This window comes from Vibrio sp. 1402, from assembly GCF_033340275.1.
On sequence record NZ_JAWOWE010000003.1, the window covers coordinates 57,018 to 74,928 of the forward strand.

General features: G+C 44.6%; 16 protein-coding genes. 13 read left to right on the plus strand and 3 right to left on the minus strand.

All coding sequences use genetic code 11. The annotated features are described in order from the left end of the window. Positions 1 to 2: 2 nt before the first annotated feature. Complete coding sequence (locus tag R7044_RS06600; protein ID WP_054579547.1) at positions 3 to 908, minus strand: DMT family transporter; 906 nt, start codon at positions 906 to 908, stop codon at positions 3 to 5. A 168-nt stretch (positions 909 to 1,076) separates the two neighbouring features. Here R7044_RS06600 and rmuC point away from each other — a divergent pair, with 168 nt between their 5' ends. The 7 genes from rmuC (at position 1,077) to tatC (ending at position 7,265) form a co-directional block, all read left to right on the plus strand. Beyond that, positions 1,077 to 2,609 (plus strand): DNA recombination protein RmuC, encoded by a 1,533-nt coding sequence (gene rmuC, locus R7044_RS06605; protein ID WP_005379209.1) that lies wholly within the window; start codon positions 1,077 to 1,079, stop codon positions 2,607 to 2,609. A gap of 77 nt (positions 2,610 to 2,686) precedes the next feature. After that, the gene (gene ubiE, locus R7044_RS06610; RefSeq protein ID WP_005379210.1) at positions 2,687 to 3,466 is read left to right on the plus strand and encodes a bifunctional demethylmenaquinone methyltransferase/2-methoxy-6-polyprenyl-1,4-benzoquinol methylase UbiE; all 780 of its coding nucleotides are present in this window, start codon (positions 2,687 to 2,689) and stop codon (positions 3,464 to 3,466) included. 11 nt (positions 3,467 to 3,477) lie between these two features. Beyond that, positions 3,478 to 4,113 (plus strand): SCP2 domain-containing protein, encoded by a 636-nt coding sequence (locus R7044_RS06615; protein WP_005379213.1) that lies wholly within the window; start codon positions 3,478 to 3,480, stop codon positions 4,111 to 4,113. Continuing rightward, positions 4,110 to 5,744: a ubiquinone biosynthesis regulatory protein kinase UbiB gene (ubiB, locus tag R7044_RS06620; protein ID WP_225455423.1), complete on the plus strand. Its 1,635-nt coding sequence runs from the start codon at positions 4,110 to 4,112 to the stop codon at positions 5,742 to 5,744. Before R7044_RS06615 ends, ubiB begins: the two co-directional genes overlap by 4 nt. A 52-nt stretch (positions 5,745 to 5,796) precedes the next feature. Next, complete coding sequence (tatA, locus tag R7044_RS06625) at positions 5,797 to 6,042, plus strand: Sec-independent protein translocase subunit TatA (RefSeq protein WP_005382958.1); 246 nt, start codon at positions 5,797 to 5,799, stop codon at positions 6,040 to 6,042. A 3-nt stretch (positions 6,043 to 6,045) separates the two neighbouring features. Next, entirely contained in the window at positions 6,046 to 6,444 is a 399-nt protein-coding gene (gene tatB, locus R7044_RS06630; RefSeq protein ID WP_033905892.1) for a Sec-independent protein translocase protein TatB, read from the plus strand. A 68-nt stretch (positions 6,445 to 6,512) separates the two neighbouring features. Continuing rightward, positions 6,513 to 7,265, plus strand: a complete 753-nt coding sequence (gene tatC / locus R7044_RS06635; RefSeq protein ID WP_005379234.1) for a twin-arginine translocase subunit TatC — start codon at positions 6,513 to 6,515, stop codon at positions 7,263 to 7,265. Between the two features lie 459 nt (positions 7,266 to 7,724). Here the strand turns inward: tatC and R7044_RS06640 are convergent, their stop codons facing one another. Continuing rightward, positions 7,725 to 8,486 carry a TatD family hydrolase gene (locus R7044_RS06640; RefSeq protein ID WP_017821949.1) on the minus strand — a complete coding sequence of 254 codons (762 nt, stop codon included), beginning with the start codon at positions 8,484 to 8,486 and terminating at the stop codon, positions 7,725 to 7,727. 184 nt (positions 8,487 to 8,670) lie between these two features. Here R7044_RS06640 and hemB point away from each other — a divergent pair, with 184 nt between their 5' ends. From hemB to polA, 3 genes are all read left to right on the plus strand, one after another. Beyond that, positions 8,671 to 9,732: a porphobilinogen synthase gene (gene hemB / locus R7044_RS06645; protein WP_031777176.1), complete on the plus strand. Its 1,062-nt coding sequence runs from the start codon at positions 8,671 to 8,673 to the stop codon at positions 9,730 to 9,732. Between the two features lie 127 nt (positions 9,733 to 9,859). Then, entirely contained in the window at positions 9,860 to 10,294 is a 435-nt protein-coding gene (locus R7044_RS06650; RefSeq protein ID WP_005379245.1) for a GNAT family N-acetyltransferase, read from the plus strand. 619 nt (positions 10,295 to 10,913) lie between these two features. Continuing rightward, positions 10,914 to 13,700: a DNA polymerase I gene (polA, locus tag R7044_RS06655; RefSeq protein ID WP_005379246.1), complete on the plus strand. Its 2,787-nt coding sequence runs from the start codon at positions 10,914 to 10,916 to the stop codon at positions 13,698 to 13,700. 747 nt (positions 13,701 to 14,447) lie between these two features. On the opposite strand, the gene yihA is transcribed toward polA, so the two are convergent. Further along, a complete protein-coding gene (yihA, locus tag R7044_RS06660; protein ID WP_017635019.1) occupies positions 14,448 to 15,107 on the minus strand; it encodes a ribosome biogenesis GTP-binding protein YihA/YsxC in 660 nt (219 codons plus the stop codon). A gap of 159 nt (positions 15,108 to 15,266) precedes the next feature. Here yihA and R7044_RS06665 point away from each other — a divergent pair, with 159 nt between their 5' ends. From R7044_RS06665 to yihI, 3 genes are all read left to right on the plus strand, one after another. After that, a complete protein-coding gene (locus tag R7044_RS06665) occupies positions 15,267 to 15,884 on the plus strand; it encodes a c-type cytochrome (protein WP_005379248.1) in 618 nt (205 codons plus the stop codon). Between the two features lie 839 nt (positions 15,885 to 16,723). Further along, complete coding sequence (locus tag R7044_RS06670) at positions 16,724 to 17,362, plus strand: class I SAM-dependent methyltransferase (RefSeq protein ID WP_005379250.1); 639 nt, start codon at positions 16,724 to 16,726, stop codon at positions 17,360 to 17,362. After that, positions 17,362 to 17,904 (plus strand): Der GTPase-activating protein YihI, encoded by a 543-nt coding sequence (yihI, locus tag R7044_RS06675; RefSeq protein WP_005379252.1) that lies wholly within the window; start codon positions 17,362 to 17,364, stop codon positions 17,902 to 17,904. Before R7044_RS06670 ends, yihI begins: the two co-directional genes overlap by 1 nt. The last annotated feature ends 7 nt before the right edge of the window (positions 17,905 to 17,911 follow it).

Here is a 17,911-nt window from a genome sequence, read left to right on the forward strand (position 1 = left end):
GATTAAGAAGCGTTTACCGCTTTGGTTTTCTTGCCCCATGAGACTTGCTGAATGACTAAGCCACTGATGATCAATACCAGGCCAATCAAGGTTGAAGGGTGAATTTCTTCGCCGATGATGGTAGCTAACAACATGAGTGAGATAAATGGAGAAGCAAAGATCAGATTACTGATACGCGCGGTGTTTTGCGTTGATTTGAGTGCGCTCAGCCACAAAACGAAAGTGATCCCCATTTCAAACAGTCCGACATACGTCACCGCTGCCCAGCCTTTAGCTGAGATCATCTGCCAGTCAGCACCTTCATAAAGACTTAAACCAATGGCGAATGGAATAGCGACCAAAAAGCCGAGCAGAACGCCAACCACAGGGTCGGCCTTATTTTTGGTATTTAAAATCCAGTAACCGGCCCACAGCAGCGTTGATAGCAGCGCAAGACCAACACCCAACGGGCTCTCAAATTCCATGCCTAAAAGATTGCCTTGTGTGGCAATCACAATCACGCCTACATAGCTAAAACCGCAAGCGAGCCAATCTTTAGCTCGGATCTTCTGCCCTAAGAAAACAGCAGCCATTAGCGTCAAGGTAATGGCCCAGCTGTAGTTGATCGCTTGAGCCTGAGATGCGGGCAGCAAGTCATATGCTTTGAACAGAATAACGTAATACGCCAAAGGGTTAATCAACCCAAGCAGTAGGTAATACCAAGGGTTTGAGAAAAATGTAGCGCTTAACTGGCCCAGTTTACCTTGCACACCACAGATTACTGTTAGTGCAATCGCAGAGACGATGCTGGCAATGCATAGCATTTGAATCGGCGTAAATTCTGCCAGCGTGAGTTTAAATGCGGTTGCAACGGTAGACCAAAGTAATACTGCTGAGAGCCCAAATCCTAGGGCGCGACGCTCGTTCATGATGCCTCTGCGTGATGATGTGCCGCTCGGTTTGGATAATTTGAGCGGAAGAAAGAATATTATAGGAAGGCCTAGTGTATGCGAGGATTTTTCATCCAACAAACTGGACATTTATCCAGTGTCTAAATACCATTGTTATAGATACAAAACATAGGCTAACTCGCTATTATGCAATGGATTCTTGAGTACCAATCTCTCATTCTCTCTTCTCTTTGTGCTGCCACGCTTAGTGGTGTCGCTGCCGGTTGGTGGGTGAAACAGCGTTTTATCACCCAAACTCAGCTTCTCGAGCAACAACTTGTTTCAGAAAAACAGCTTCATCAACAGCAACTTGAACAGGTCAAGCAAAGCCTTGCCGATGCTCAGCAAGAGTTGGATGAGTTAGATGATGAGCGCGATAAAGCCGCGTTTGAAGTGCGTCAAACGCACGGAAAGCTGATGGCAGCTATGGAAAAACTGCGTTACTTCGAGGCTGTAAAGCAAGAGCGCCAGCAATACTTTGATGAGCTTGGTCAAATGCGTGAACACAAATCACGTCTAGAAACGCAGCTGCGTGAACAGCAAGCTCGCCATGAGCAAATTAACCAAGCTAATGCCGAAAAACTGCAAATTTTAGAACAAGCGGAAGCACGCTTGAAACAACAATTTGAGCACTTGGCCAACCAATTGTTTGAAGAAAAAACCGCGAAGGTCGATTTGCAAAACCGTCAGAGTTTAGAAGGCTTGTTGTCACCGCTTAGAGAACAGTTAGAAGGGTTCAAAAAGCACGTTAATGACAGCTTTAGCCAAGAAGCTAAAGAGCGCCATACCTTAGTGCATGAGCTGAAAAACCTGCAACGTTTGAACGAGCAAATGACGCGCGAAGCGGTTAATTTGACCCAAGCGTTGAAAGGGGACAACAAACAGCAAGGTAACTGGGGCGAAGTGGTGCTCGCTAGGGTACTTGCCGAATCTGGCTTGCGTGAAGGGCACGAATATCAGACTCAGGTGAACTTACAAAATGAAGCAGGCAAGCGTTACCAACCTGATGTCATTGTGCATCTCCCACAAAACAAACAAGTGGTTGTGGATTCTAAAATGGCGCTGGTTGCCTATGAGCGCTACTTCAACGCCGAAACTGATGCTGAGCGCGATCAGGCTTTGAATGCGCACTTAGCTGCTCTACGTGCACATATCAAAGGGTTAAGCATGAAGGACTACCACAAACTCAAAGGTATTCAGAGTTTGGACTATGTTCTGATGTTTATCCCGGTTGAGCCGGCGTTCCAAGTCGCGATTCAAGCCGATCCGAGCTTGATTAAAGACGCGATGGAGCAAAACATCATTTTGGTGAGCCCAACAACGTTGCTGGTGGCATTGCGCACCATTGATAATCTATGGCGCAATGAACGCCAAAATGAAAACGCCAAAATGATTGCGCAGCGTGCGACAAAACTCTACGACAAATTACGATTGTTTGTAGACGACATGGAGGGGCTCGGCGGTGCGCTGGATAAGGCGAATCAAAGCTATCAAGGTGCGATGAACAAGCTTGCCACAGGGCGCGGAAATGTGATTCGCCAAGCCGAAAGCTTTAAACACTTGGGAGTTGAAATTAAACGACCGATTTCTTCCGACCTCGCGCAGTTAGCGCAGAGTGATGCATTTTCAGAAAATGACCCGTTAGTAGAAAGACATCCGGCTGAGGATAAAGTAAACTAATCGCCCGCAGTGCAGTGGGCGATTTTATTTGTCAACAAACGCCCCGTAGAGGAAAGCGCTGCCTAAGAGGAATTAGAATGACGGACACAAGTTTGCAATCCAATACAGCGTTAGAGAATGAAACCACTCACTTTGGTTTCTCTACAGTGGCAAAAGACGAAAAAGTGACTAAGGTTGCCGAAGTATTCCACTCCGTGGCAACAAAATACGACATCATGAATGACCTGATGTCTGGTGGTATTCACCGCCTTTGGAAGCGCTTCACTATCGATTGTAGTGGTGCTCGCCCTGGCCAACGTATTCTTGACCTAGGTGGTGGTACGGGTGATTTGACGGCGAAATTCTCGCGCATTGTTGGCGATGAAGGCCATGTCATCCTTGCCGATATCAATAACTCAATGCTTAACGTTGGTCGCGATAAACTGCGTGATAACGGTATTGTGGGTAACGTGCACTACGTTCAAGCCAACGCAGAAGAACTGCCGTTCCCAGATGATTATTTTGATGTCATCACCATCAGTTTTTGTTTGCGTAATGTGACTGACAAAGACAAAGCGCTTCGTTCAATGTTCCGCGTACTGAAGCCAGGCGGCCGTCTATTGGTGTTGGAATTTTCAAAACCAGTGCTAGAGCCGTTATCGAAAGTATACGACGCATATTCATTCCACTTGTTGCCGAGAATCGGTGAGCTAGTTGCGAATGACTCAGAGAGTTACCGCTACCTAGCGGAGTCAATCCGTATGCATCCAGACCAAGAAACGCTGGAAGGCATGATGCAAGACGCAGGTTTTGAAAACACCAAATACTACAACTTAACTGGTGGTATTGTGGCTTTGCATCGCGGTTATAAATTCTAAGGGTTAACGGCATGCCATTTGAACCACTTATCACCGCTGTGATTGAAACGTCACTGAATACACTGATCAAAGACGACCCAGCATTGGGCCGTCGTTTAGCGCGTCTAAAAGGTCAAGTTATTCAAGTTCACCTGAAAGAGATCAATAAAACACTGACATTCGTTTTTAGTCAGCAAATTGATGTGCTTGGTCATTACGAAGGGCAGCCTAACTGCTATCTATCGCTCAACTTGAGTGTGTTACCAGAGCTGCGCGATCAGGCCAACATCACTCGTCTTATTAAACAAGATAAACTTGAACTCGAAGGCGATATTCAATTGGCGCAGAAATTCTCTCAGTTGATGGTGGATTGCAAACCAGATGTTGAAGAGTGGTTGTCTCGCGTGACTGGCGATGTCGCCGCACATACCTTTGTGCAAGGTTCAAAAAACATCGGCAACTTTCTTGCGTCTCAAGCAGAAAAACACCAGCGTCATCTTGCGCAAGTAGTGACTGAAGAATGGAAACTGGCTCCCGCTCCGTTAGAAGTGGCCTATTTCTGCGACCAAGTTGATGAGGTTCGCAGCCAGGCTTCTCGCATTGAAGCTCGTTTAACGGCTTTGCTGAATAAGCTGGATGCAGATAAGCCTGCATTGGAGAAACCATGACGCCAGCAGAACTAAAGCGCTTATACCACATCGCCAAAGTACAACTGGAATACGGCTTAGATGAGCTGTTTCCCGATCACCAACTGACCAAAGCTCCGCTTTTACTGCGCAAAAGCTTGTTTTGGATTAAGAACAAGCACCCAGAAAAACCACTCGGTGAACGTCTGCGTTTAGCACTGCAAGAGCTGGGGCCGGTTTGGATTAAGTTCGGTCAGATGATGTCGACGCGCCGTGACTTATTTCCTCCGCATATCGCTGATCCCCTAGCTTTACTTCAAGACCAAGTCGCTCCTTTTGATGGCGAGTTGGCAAAAAAGCAGATGGAGCAAGCATTAGGTGGTCCGTTAGAAAAATGGTTTACCGAGTTTGATATCAAACCACTGGCGTCTGCGTCGATTGCTCAGGTACATACTGCGCGCATAAAAGACACTAACCAAGAAGTGGTATTAAAGGTTATCCGCCCAGATATTCGCCCAGTCATTGATTCAGATCTAAAACTGATGCACCGAATGGCGCGTATAGTCGCCGGAGCGATGCCTGAAGCACGTCGTTTAAAACCAGTTGAAGTCGTGCGTGAGTACGAGAAAACCCTGCTTGATGAACTCGACTTGCGACGTGAGGCGGCGAATGCCATTCAGTTGCGCCGCAACTTTGAGGGCAGCGAAGAATTGTATGTTCCTGAAGTTTTTCCCGACTTCAGTAATGAAACTGTCATGGTTTCTGAGCGAATATATGGCATTCAAGTCTCTGATATTGAAGGCTTGAAAGCAAATGGCACCAATATGAAATTGCTCGCGGAACGCGGTGTGAGTGTGTTCTTCACTCAGGTGTTCCGAGACAGCTTTTTCCATGCCGATATGCATCCGGGTAATGTGTTCGTCAAACCCGAACATCCAGAGAACCCAATGTGGATAGGGCTAGATTGCGGAATCGTTGGTACACTTAATAGCGAAGACAAGCGTTATCTGGCGGAAAACTTCCTGGCGTTTTTCAATCGTGACTACCGCCGAGTGGCGGAGTTACATGTGGATTCAGGGTGGGTGCCTGCGGATACCAATGTCGATGAGTTTGAGTTCGCGATTCGCATTGTGTGTGAGCCTATTTTTGCTAAGCCATTGTGCGAAATCTCCTTTGGTCATGTGTTGTTGAATTTGTTCAACACGGCACGTCGATTCAATATGGAGGTTCAGCCACAGCTTGTACTGTTGCAAAAAACGCTATTGTACGTGGAAGGGCTTGGTAGGCAGCTATATCCTCAACTCGATTTGTGGGAGACCGCAAAACCATTCCTGGAGGAATGGATGATGAATCAAGTTGGGCCGCAAGCTCTAGTGAATGCGATTAAAGACCGCGCACCATTTTGGGCAGAGAAATTACCTGAACTGCCAGAGCTACTTTACGATAGCCTGAAACAAGGTAAAGCGATGAATCAACGTATGGATCAGCTTTATCAAGGGTATCGCCAGAGCAAGCGCCAGCAGGCGACAGGAAAGTTTTTGTTTGGCGTTGGCGCGACTTTAGTCGTATGCTCGGCAATATTGGTGAACGATGCTTTTGAGCAGCTTTCGTTGGCCTGCGGTATCGCAGGTGTCACATTTTGGCTGCTTAGTTGGCGAGCTTATCGTCAATAGACGTTAAACTCTTGAAATATTTTTGTTTGTTTAAAGACCCGAGGTAAAGAGAATGGGTGGTATCAGTGTTTGGCAACTTCTAATCATTGCTGTAATTGTTGTATTGCTATTCGGAACAAAGAAACTACGCGGTATCGGTGGCGATCTGGGTGGTGCCGTTAAGGGCTTCAAAAAAGCGATGAGCGAAGATGAACCTGCGAAAAATGACAAAGACGCAGACTTCGAACCAAAAAGTCTAGAAGAGCAGCAGAAAAAAGAAGCTGCTCCTGAAACGAAAAAAGACAAAGAGCAGGCGTAAAACGTGTTTGATATCGGTTTTTGGGAACTGGTATTAATATCTGTTGTTGGTCTGGTCGTTCTTGGGCCGGAGCGTTTGCCTCATGCTATTCGCAGCGTGTCTCGCTTTATCGGTGCCGCTAAGAGTATGGCAAATAGCGTCAAAGACGAATTGTCACACGAGCTGAAAGTCCAAGAGCTGCAAGAAAACTTGCGCAAAGCAGAACAAATGGGGATGGATGATTTGTCCCCTGAGTTGAAATCTTCAGTTGAAGAGTTGAAGAAGGCAGCGCAATCTGTAAATCGTCCTTACGCAAAGAACACCGATTCAGAGGCTGAGCCTGTAAAAACAGAGCCAGCAGCAGAAAAGGTAGAGAAAGCGCAAGAGAGCAAGGTTACAGCGGCAGATAAGAAAGCCGAATAGTCTCATTAGGAGGAGCTACTAGTGATTGGTAGCTCCTTTTTGATCTGGTTTTTAATAAGAGGTTTGCCATGTCTACCGTCGAGCAGACACAACCTTTAATTAGTCATTTGTTGGAGCTTCGCAACCGACTACTGCGCTCAATCCTCGCAGTGTTGGTCGTGTTTGTCGGACTAATTTATTTCTCTAACCACATTTACGAGTTTGTTTCCGCACCTTTAGTAGAACGTCTACCTGAAGGCGCGACCATGATTGCTACGGATGTAGCGTCACCTTTTTTTACGCCACTTAAGCTGACGTTAATTGCTTCGGTATTTATTGCGGTGCCGTTTATTTTGTATCAAGTTTGGGCCTTTGTAGCGCCAGGTTTGTACAAGCATGAACGTCGATTGATCATGCCACTGCTGTTCTCTAGTTCGCTATTGTTCTACTGTGGAGTGGCATTTGCCTACTTCGTGGTATTTCCATTGGTGTTTGGCTTCTTTACCGCCATCTCTCTTGGTGGAGTAGAGTTTGCAACTGATATCTCGAGTTATCTCGACTTTGTGCTGGCGCTATTTATGGCGTTTGGTATCGCATTTGAGGTGCCTGTTGCGATTATTTTGTTGTGTTGGACTGGGGCCACTACACCAGAAGATTTAAGACAGAAACGTCCTTATATTATAGTGGCTGCGTTTGTCGTAGGTATGGTGTTAACGCCACCAGACATGATCTCGCAAACCTTACTCGCTATTCCGATGTGTTTACTGTTTGAAGTCGGTTTGTTCTTCGCGCGTTTTTATACTCGTCGAAGCGAAGAAGTAGAAGCGGAAACCGAAGAATAAGGCTAATCTAGATGTGAAAAGCGGCTCAATTGAGCCGCTTTTTTTGCGGTTGGTTTTTTCTTGGGCTAATTACTTAACTTTCATGACGTAACCACATTTTGTGCATACGTATACTTCCTTGATGCCCAGCAGCTTTTGAAAAAAACTGCGCGGTACGCGTTGTAAGTAAGCACCATGTGTACACACTTCAACTTCCATATTCATGCTGTTTTACATTTGTGCTAATTAATGGGCGTAAATCAGTATAGAAAAATAATGTGTCGAGTTGTCGACAGTTTTGCAAAGCGGACGAAGTAAAGTGACGATATGAGAAGTAAGTAGAGTTGCTAGTTAATTATTATGTTTATCAATAATTTTGTATGGATTGTTCTACTATTTCAACGGGTTGAATCGTTCATTCAATAGTTTAGGTGATAAAAAAGCGACGTTGATTTCGTCGCTTTTTTCAATTCTCGTGAATTAAATATTAAACAGCTTTTTGGCATTCTCAGTCGTTATGGCATCGATGGTTGCGATGTCGACATCACGCAAGTCGGCAACACGTTGTGCAACGAGAGAAGTGTAGGCTGGTTCATTACGTTTACCACGGTGTGGCACAGGCGCTAAATATGGACAGTCGGTTTCTAAAATGACCCACTGCATATCCAAATGTGGAATGACTTTATCCATCCCGCCATTCTTAAAGGTCGATACGCCACCCAAGCCTAAGTGGAAGCCTAGCTCATTGATTGCTTGCGCTTCTTCTAAGCTGCCTCCAAAACAGTGGAATACACCACGCAGACGACCATCTTGCTCTTGTCTTAGCAAAGTGAGTGTTTCTTCAATCGAATCACGAGTGTGGATAACGACTGGTAAGTCCATCTCTTTTGCCCAGTTAAGTTGAGCTACGAACGCCATTTCTTGCTCAGCACGATAGGTTTTATCCCAATACAGGTCGATACCGATTTCGCCCACCGCAATAAACTTGTGTTTCTCAAACCAACCGCGGATGATCTCCAACGTTTGTTCAACATTGCTGTCCACATAACAAGGGTGGAGTCCCATCATTGAGTGGCACACGTCAGGATATGCCGCTTCGGTTTGTAGCATGGGCTCAATAGAGTCCAGATCGATGTTTGGCAACAGGATTTTATTAATGCCTTGCGTTAAGGCGCGTTGTACTACTTCATCGCGGTCGTTATCAAATTCGCTGGCATAGATGTGCGCGTGGGTATCGATCATCGTTACTCTCTGTGCTTCATAGTTGGTTTCGTATTCGAAGTATACTTGAGTGTGAGTGCTGGGTCATTTTCAGTTTTTTTCATTACCTTTTTCCAGATTGTCACTCGCAACATGCATCAAGAGTGATATGATTTTGTTCACCAGATGATTTGATCATCATAACCGTCCAGACAAGGAGAAAATGGTGTCTGTATCAATTCAAGGTCCATTCCCTGCACGCCGTATGCGTCGTTTACGTAAGCACGATTTTAGTCGTCGTTTGATGGCTGAGAACCAACTTTCTGTTAATGATCTGATTTACCCAATGTTCATTCTTATGGGTAAAGATCGTCGTGAGAGCGTGGAGTCCATGCCGGGTGTAGAGCGTTTGTCGATTGATTTAATGCTAGAAGAAGCACAATACCTTGCAAATCTAGGCGTTCCAGCAATCGCGCTTTTCCCTGTCGTAAACCAAGACGCTAAAAGCTTATGTGCTACTGAAGCCTACAACCCAGAAGGTTTGGTTCAGCGAGCAGTACGAGCGCTTAAAGAACACATTCCTCAAATTGGTGTAATCACAGACGTGGCACTCGACCCATTCACGACACATGGCCAAGACGGCATCATCGATGAAGATGGCTACGTAATGAATGATGAAACCACAGAAGTATTGGTTAAGCAGGCTTTGTCTCATGCAGAAGCGGGTGCTGACGTAGTCGCGCCTTCAGACATGATGGATGGCCGAATTGGTAAGATCCGCGAAGCATTAGAAAACGCGGGCTACATTCATACTCAAATCATGGCTTACTCGGCTAAGTACGCATCGAACTACTACGGACCATTCCGTGATGCGGTTGGCTCTTCTTCAAATCTAAAAGGCGGCAACAAGAAAAACTACCAAATGGACCCAGCAAACATTGATGAAGCGATTCACGAAGTGGCGCTAGACATCAACGAAGGTGCGGACATGGTGATGGTTAAACCTGGTATGCCATACTTAGATGTAGTTCGCCGAGTAAAAACTGAACTTCAAGTACCGACATTTGCTTATCAAGTCTCTGGCGAGTACGCGATGCATAAAGCGGCGATCATGAATGGCTGGCTCAAAGAGCGTGAAATTGTGATGGAATCACTATTGTGCTTCAAACGTGCAGGTGCAGATGGCATCTTAACGTACTTTGCGAAAGACGTTGCTGAGTGGTTGGCAGAAGAGAATGCACAAACTGCTCAACACCTAAATCGTACTCCGGAAGCGACAGAAGAGTAATTATCGCTCAGTGAGAAATACCAGACCAACAAGAGTTGTTCGTCTGTATATACCCAAGTAACCTCAGGCGGATTACAACAGTAACAATCCAAGGTGCTTGGGTATTTTTATTTTGGAGAAGAGAACAATGACAATGCTGATTCGTGAAGGCACATTGGAAGAAGCACTTCAAGTTGTGGCGCGTGTTACCGAGTTTTCGAAAGGAGAAACGGTAGACTCCATGACTCAACGTTTAGAAGAGAAAAACAGTTTAATCCTCGTTGCAGAAAAAAATGGCACGATTGTCGGCTTCAAAATAGGTTACGAATTAGAGGATGGTGTTTTCTATAGCTGGTTAGGTGGTGTTGTCCCTGAAGCTCGAAATGAAGGCGTGGCACAGCTGCTTTTGGAAGCTCAAGAGGATTGGGTGGCAGAACAAGGCTACAACACATTAAAAGTGAAATCTCGAAACCAGTTTCCGGCTATGCTTCGCTTGTTATTGAGAAATGGCTATATCATTGAAAAGTTTGAAGAAAAAGTAAATCTTCGAGAATCTCGAGTGCATTTCATTAAAGCAATGTGAAAATAAATGAGATTTTTTCTCATTTAACTGTTGACTACGAAATGAGAATCATTATTATTAAACCTGTCTTAGGGAATGAGGAAAGTTCACAAGGACGTTGAGTGACTTATTAACAGAAGTTAATTAACTGAAAGTTGAGAAGTGATGAAACATTTTTCCGAGAACTTGCACGAATTCTTTTTGACACGACATTGCTCACATTGCTTCCAGTGTAATTTATAGCTTCTTGGTTAAGCTGCTCTATTTACAGAATTTGCTTTACCACTTCTGCTAGGCGACCCCATTCGGGTCGCTTTTTTCTTTTCTACGATTTCTATTTGACGTCACTATTAATATCTTTTCCACATGCGATGATCATTTTAGGATCGTTGATCTTCTCGCCGTTATGCGAATTTATTATTATAAATCAATGATTTGAGTTGGTGTTTTCTTGTGTTTTTTGTTATTGGATAACCAGTGGATAATTTCTATAAACAGAGTTATCCACAGGAGGTGGTGTTTTCGTGAATAAAGTCGGAAAAATTTACGCGACCTAGATCGAGCGAACAAGATAGATTCGGATCAGCAGTCATGGCATCCTAGGCAGATCTCTCAAGTACTGAATTGGATACAGACAATTATGGCAAGTATTCCTGAAAATCCGTTGATCCTTATCGACGGCTCTTCTTACCTATATCGCGCTTTTCACGCCTACCCGGGCACCATGAGCAATGGTGAAATTCCAACTAATGCCGTTTACGGCGTCGTGAACATGTTACGCAGCATGATGCGTCAGTTTGCGTCTGAGCGCATCGCGGTGGTTTTCGATGCAAAGGGAAAAACCTTTCGTGATGATATGTATGCAGAATACAAAGCGAATCGTCCGCCAATGCCGGATGACCTGCGTTGTCAAATTGAACCATTACACAATGTTATTCGTGCAATGGGTTTGCCGCTGATCTGTGTTCCTGGCGTCGAGGCGGATGACGTCATCGGTACGTTAGCATACCAAGCATCACAAAAGGGCATGCCTGTATTGATCAGTACTGGTGATAAAGACATGGCGCAGCTAGTGGATGATAACATTACCTTGATCAACACCATGACGAACGTCGTAATGGATCGTGAAGGTGTGGTTGAAAAGTTTGGCATTCCACCTGAGTTGATCATCGACTACTTAGCACTGATGGGCGATAAAGTAGATAACATTCCTGGTGTACCGGGTGTCGGTGATAAAACCGCGACCGCACTACTGCAAGGTATTGGTGGTCTGACGAAGTTGTATGAAAACCTCGATGATATTGCAGGGCTTGGTTTCCGTGGTTCTAAAACCATGGCGAAAAAGCTCATCGACAACAAAGAAAATGCCATGCTTTCGTATGAGCTCGCGACCATCAAATTGGATGTTGAGCTTGAGGAAACGCCAGAATCATTGCTGAAAGCGGAACCAAATAAAGACGAATTAGTGAAGCTGTATGGCCAACTGACGTTTAAATCTTGGTTGAATGAACTACTTGAAGGCGGTTCTGGATCTGTGGAGGCTGTAGAGCTTGCAGGATCTTCACAAGCTTCTTCTTCTCAAGCCGAGATGGAAACTTCTGCGGTAACAATCGATCGCAGCCAATATGAAACAATTCTGGATAAAGAAACCTTCAATGCTTGGCTAGATAAACTTCAAACGGCTGAGCTGTTTGCATTTGATACGGAGACCGATAACCTAGATTACATGCTAGCGAATCTAGTTGGTTTGTCATTCGCTGTCGATGAAGGTATTGCGGCTTATGTGCCAGTTGCACATGACTATTTAGATGCGCCTGAACAGCTTGATCGTGATTGGGTACTAGAACAGCTGAAGCCAATTCTTGAAGATGCAGCGAAAGCAAAAGTCGGTCAAAACTTAAAGTATGATGCGTCTGTACTCGCTCGTTACGACATTGAGCTAAAAGGTATCAAGCACGACACGATGTTGGAATCGTATATCTACAACAGTGTCGGCGGTAAACACGATATGGACAGCTTGGCGCTTCGCTTCCTACAGCACAGCTGCATTTCTTTTGAGCAAATTGCAGGTAAAGGCAAAAATCAGCTTACGTTTAACCAAATCGAACTGGAACAAGCATCGCCATACGCGGCAGAAGATGCGGATGTGACCCTTCGTCTGCACAATCGCTTGTTTGCTAATATCGAGCAGGATGAAAGCCTGAAGACAGTTTACGAAGAGATTGAAATGCCGTTGGTGCCAGTTCTTTCGCGCATTGAACGCACTGGGGTCTTTATCGATGAAATGAAGCTGAGTGCGCAGTCGGTCGAGATTACCGCTCGCCTTGATGAGCTTGAAAAGAAAGCGTACGAAATTGCAGAGCAAGAGTTTAACATGAACTCGCCAAAGCAATTACAAGCCATCCTATTTGAAAAAATGGGTTTACCGGTTGTGAAGAAAACGCCATCAGGCACACCATCGACGAATGAAGAAGTTCTGCAAGAACTCGCACTAGACTACCCACTACCAAAACTGATTTTGGAATACCGTGGTCTGGCGAAGCTAAAATCAACTTACACCGACAAACTGCCGAAGATGATCAACCCATCAACGGGTCGCGTGCATACTTCTTACCACCAAGCAGTGACCGCAACGGGTCGTCTATCTTCTACTGATCCGAACTTACAGAACATTCCAATTCGTAACGAAGCTGGCCGTCGTATTCGTCAAGCGTTTGTCGCGCCATCAGGGCATAAAATCTTAGCGGTCGACTACTCGCAAATCGAACTTCGCATCATGGCGCACCTTTCTGGTGACCAAGCGTTATTGGATGCATTCCGTGATGGCAAAGATATCCACGCGGCAACCGCAGCAGAAATCATGGGTGTTTCTATTGAAGACGTTTCAAGTGAGCAACGTCGTCGTGCGAAAGCGGTTAATTTCGGTCTTATTTACGGCATGAGTGCGTTTGGTTTGGCGAAGCAATTAGGCATTCCTCGTGGTGAGGCTCAAGCGTACATGGATACATACTTTGAACGTTACCCAGGCGTGATGCAGTACATGGAAGACACACGCAGCACAGCAGCAGATAAAGGGTATGTTGAAACGATTTTTGGTCGACGTTTGCATTTGCCAGAAATCAAATCGCGCAACGGGATGCGTCGTAAAGCTGCTGAACGTGCGGCAATCAACGCACCAATGCAAGGTACGGCAGCGGACATCATTAAGAAAGCGATGCTGTTGGTTGATCAGTGGATTCAGGAAGAAGGCAATGGTCGTGTGAAGTTATTAATGCAAGTACACGATGAATTGGTCTTTGAAGTTGAAGAGTCATCATTGTCCGAAATTGAAAGTAAAGTACAGAAATTGATGGAATCTGCAGCAGAGCTAAAAGTACCGTTGGTTGCAGAAGCAGGTCACGGTGATAACTGGGATCAAGCTCATTAGTCACTTTTAGACCAAAATAACCAATTAATTATGAGCCAGCGCACAAACGCTGGCTTTTTTTTGAGATTAAAAAAGCTAGCGCAAAGTTAACTTTGATGTTGCTTAATAAAAATTTCATGAAAAAAAACTACAAAAATTCTTTGCAATTCTGACCAATTGTTGTACATTAATACTCGTAGGGTACAGAGGTAAGATGTTCTATCTTTCAGACCTTTTGTTTCACGTTATTGGATTAGGCTGATTCAGCCGCCCCAGTCAGTTTTTGACTGGGGCGTTTTTTATTGGGCGAAAGAAAATTATTCTTTTAGATCAGTAGCTTAAAGTAAGCCTTTAAAAACCTTCTTTTTTGACCTTTCTAAGTCACTGCAAAATCTCGATTTTTCCTTCAAATTTATTGCGTTATTCATCCTGTAAATTTACGCCAGTCACACTATTATTTTTTCTTGAAAGAAACTAAGTTACATCTTTTTGAAGATTTGCTTGGCTTAACTGTCTGAATTGTAACGCTATTGGGTGTTTTTGGAGTGAATGTTTGGTGATACACAGGAAACAAGAGCGCTTTTTAACCTATTGAAATCGAATCTCAGTTCAGCAATGCTTCGTCACATAACAATAATTACCAATTTTTCTCTCCCGTTATCCCTGCCAGGAAGGCGGGGATTTTTATTGCCTGTTATTTAGTTCAGATAAACAAAAGCCCCACCAAATGGCAGGGCCGTGTCGAAGAAATTTAACAAATATTGTTAATTATTCTTCATCGCTCGCTGGTATCTCTTGTTCGTCTTCTTCTATCAGGTGTGCTAGTGCTGGTGCAAACCAGGTATCCAGTTTTGCACGTAGCTGATCGACACCTAATCCTTTCAGTGAAGAGAACACATCAACAGAAACGTCACCACCGAAAGTTTCTACTTGCTTACGAACTTTCAGTAGAGTTTGTTTGCGTGCACCACTTTTTAGTTTATCTGCTTTGGTTAGCAAAACTTGCACAGGAATGTGGCTATCGATGGCCCAGAAAATCATTTGTTGGTCGAGATCTTTCATTGGATGACGAATGTCCATTAGAACCACTAAGCCTTTTAGGCACTCGCGTTTCTGTAGGTATTCACCCAAAGATTTCTGCCATTTGTTTTTCATCTCTACCGGTACTTGAGCAAAACCGTATCCAGGTAGATCGACAATGTGACAACCTTCTTCTACTTTGAAAAGGTTGATTAATTGCGTACGACCAGGTGTCTTTGATGTCTTGGCTAAGCTTTTTTGATTAGTTAGACGGTTAAGTGCACTCGATTTACCAGCGTTTGAGCGTCCTGCAAACGCAATTTCGACACCTTCGTCTTCCGGCAGGTGACGAATATCGGGTGCGCTGGTGATGAAATGCGTATTTTGGTAATGAATTTTTACGCTCACTGTTAACTCCATCTCGACTTTGTGTAGTCGATTGATTACTTTTTTGTGAAAATGTGTAAAATAACCGTGCTCGGCATAAGGTCGCCTATTGTACCATGAGTGTACGCGGTATGTTCACATTCCGTGGTACTGGAAGCTTGATAATTATAATGGAATGTCATGAAGAAATTAGCGCTAATTTTGAGTCTTTTAGCCAGTTGCTCAGTATGGGCCCAAGGTAATATTGAGGCTGGTAAAGCAAAATCACAAACCTGTGTCGCCTGTCACGGAGCAGATGGCAACAGTGCAATAACAACGTACCCGAAACTCGCAGGCCAACACGCTAAGTATCTTGAGAAGCAGTTAAAAGAACTTAAGCTAGGCATGACAAGTGGTGGTAAACAAGGTCGTTACGATCCTGTAATGAGTGGTATGGCAATGCCACTGAGCGATGAAGATATCGCAGACCTATCTGCTTACTACGCTTCGCTACCAGTTTCAGAAAACTCAACACCTGAAGATGTAGTAGCAAAAGGCAAAACGCTTTATACCGCTGGTGATGCCGAGCGTGGCCTAACCGCATGTATTGCATGTCATGGTCCTCGTGGCAATGGTACTGAGCTTTCAGGTTTCCCGAAAATTTCTGGTCAGCATGCTGACTACATCAAAGCTCAGCTAGAAAAATTCCGTGATGGCGACCGTGGTAATGATATGAATGCCATGATGCGCGACATCGCGAAGAAAATGACAGACGAAGATATCGAAGTGCTGTCTAAATACGTTGGCGGTCTGCACTAATATACCTAAATCGCTCAAGATCCTGCATCTTGAGCTGGTTGGGTAGATGTCCCTACATCGTTCGAGCAACTTGTACAAAAATGCCCTAGTGAATCCACTAGGGCATTTTTGTTCGTGACAGATATCACAGTCGAGTTTGGATGCGAAAGCGATAGTTGGCTCGGCAGTTTGTGAGACATTTGCCATACTTGATGTTGGCTTTTTCTTGTTAGTGTTTTTAAGTTTTTGATTAAATGATAATTTTGATTTTTTAGAAAAATAGGCGGATTATTTTTTCAACCCATTACTTGTGAGCATAACGGGATGGCGTAAAGTAGAAGTCGTTCACAGGGAGTGAATGTAAGGATTTAAGACCACGGTTTAGGTCTCCAAGGATGTAGCTCGGATGCTTGGTGATTTAGAAAGGGATTTAGATAGGTAGGGAGCCTATCCGATAAGGATGGTCATCTCGTCTGACGGTTAAGACAGTGAAACGGATCAGGCACAGGAAGTTGCTCAGTAGACAGGAAGTAAACGGATAGCCAAAACTCATCAGGAAGATGAAAAACAACTCTTTTTGGCAGGGAAAGCTCTAAAAACAAAGGGATCATTGGTGCACCAAATGTGTGCAACACAGTTTCGCCAATTGATGGCACTTAGAAAGCGACAGTCTGACTGTCGCTTTTTTTATATCCGTTGACTTGCTCAGTCGTAACTTGAATTGAGATTACAGCACTTACTTTAGCTTTATAGGTTGTAAACAAAGTTTTTTAACAAAAATTGCTGAAAAAATACTCAACAACACTCCAATCCGAGTTCACTTTCTGGTATGTTTCGCATCCCTGTTTGAGGAAGTCAGCATGCATACCTGTCCTTTATGCCAAAATCAGCGCACTCACCATTATTTTGAAGATAAGCGTCGTGAATATCTTCAATGTGAGCAGTGCAGCTTGGTATTCGTAAATCCAGACCAACGTTTGGATGCGGAAAGCGAAAAAGCTCACTATGATTTGCATGAGAACAACCCCGATGATTTGGGTTACCGACGCTTTTTGTCGCGTATTGCTGACCCGATCACAGAGCGAATTTCTCCACAATCAAATGGTATCGACTTTGGTTGTGGTCCTGGCCCAACGCTCTCCTTGATGCTGGAAGAGGCGGGGCACAACATGGCGTTGTACGATCTCTACTACCACCCTGATACGTCGGTTTTAGAAAAAACGTACGACTTCATGACAGCAACAGAGGTGATAGAGCACCTCTACCACCCAGATTTGGTGTGGAAGCAATGGTTGAATTTAGTTAAGCCAGGGGGCTGGATAGGCCTGATGACGAAAATGGTCATCGACGTGGAGGCTTTCAAATCATGGCATTATAAGAACGATCTCACTCACGTAGTGTTCTTTAGTCGTGACACGTTCCAGTTCCTAGCAGAGCGGGATAAGCTCGAACTCGAATTTATTGGTAATGATGTAATTTTACTGAGGAAACCCCAGTAATGAGCCGTAGTAAAAAATCTAGAAAACCGGGTGCCGCTGGTGCACCTGAGTTTGTTGTAACTCGTAACCGTACAGAATCTGATGTGGAAGGCCGCTTACGCAAGCGTGCTAAAAAGCGTAAAGGTCTGAAAACGGGTAACCGTAACTCAGAAGTTAACGAGCAGAAAAAGCAAGCTGCTGCACAAAATCGCGACCCGCGCTTAGGCAGCAAAAAGAAAATACCTCTGATTGTTGAACCTGCGAAGAAAATGACGAAGCAAGAGCGTCGTTTGTCGGCAGAGCAAGAACTAGAGATGCTAGAAAATGACGCGCAATTGAACGTGTTGCTAGACCGTATTGAAGCGGGTGAAAACCTGGGCACAGGTCTACAGAAATTCGTCGATGAGAAACTCGATCGCATTGAGAAGCTAATGGACCAACTAGGTTTGTTGGAACCTGAAGAAGAGGAAGACTTCACTGCACCTGCTGAGAAAAGCACGCGCAACGATGATGACTTGCTGGCAGATTTCGACGACATTAATTTCGACGACTATAAAGGATAATTAAGCT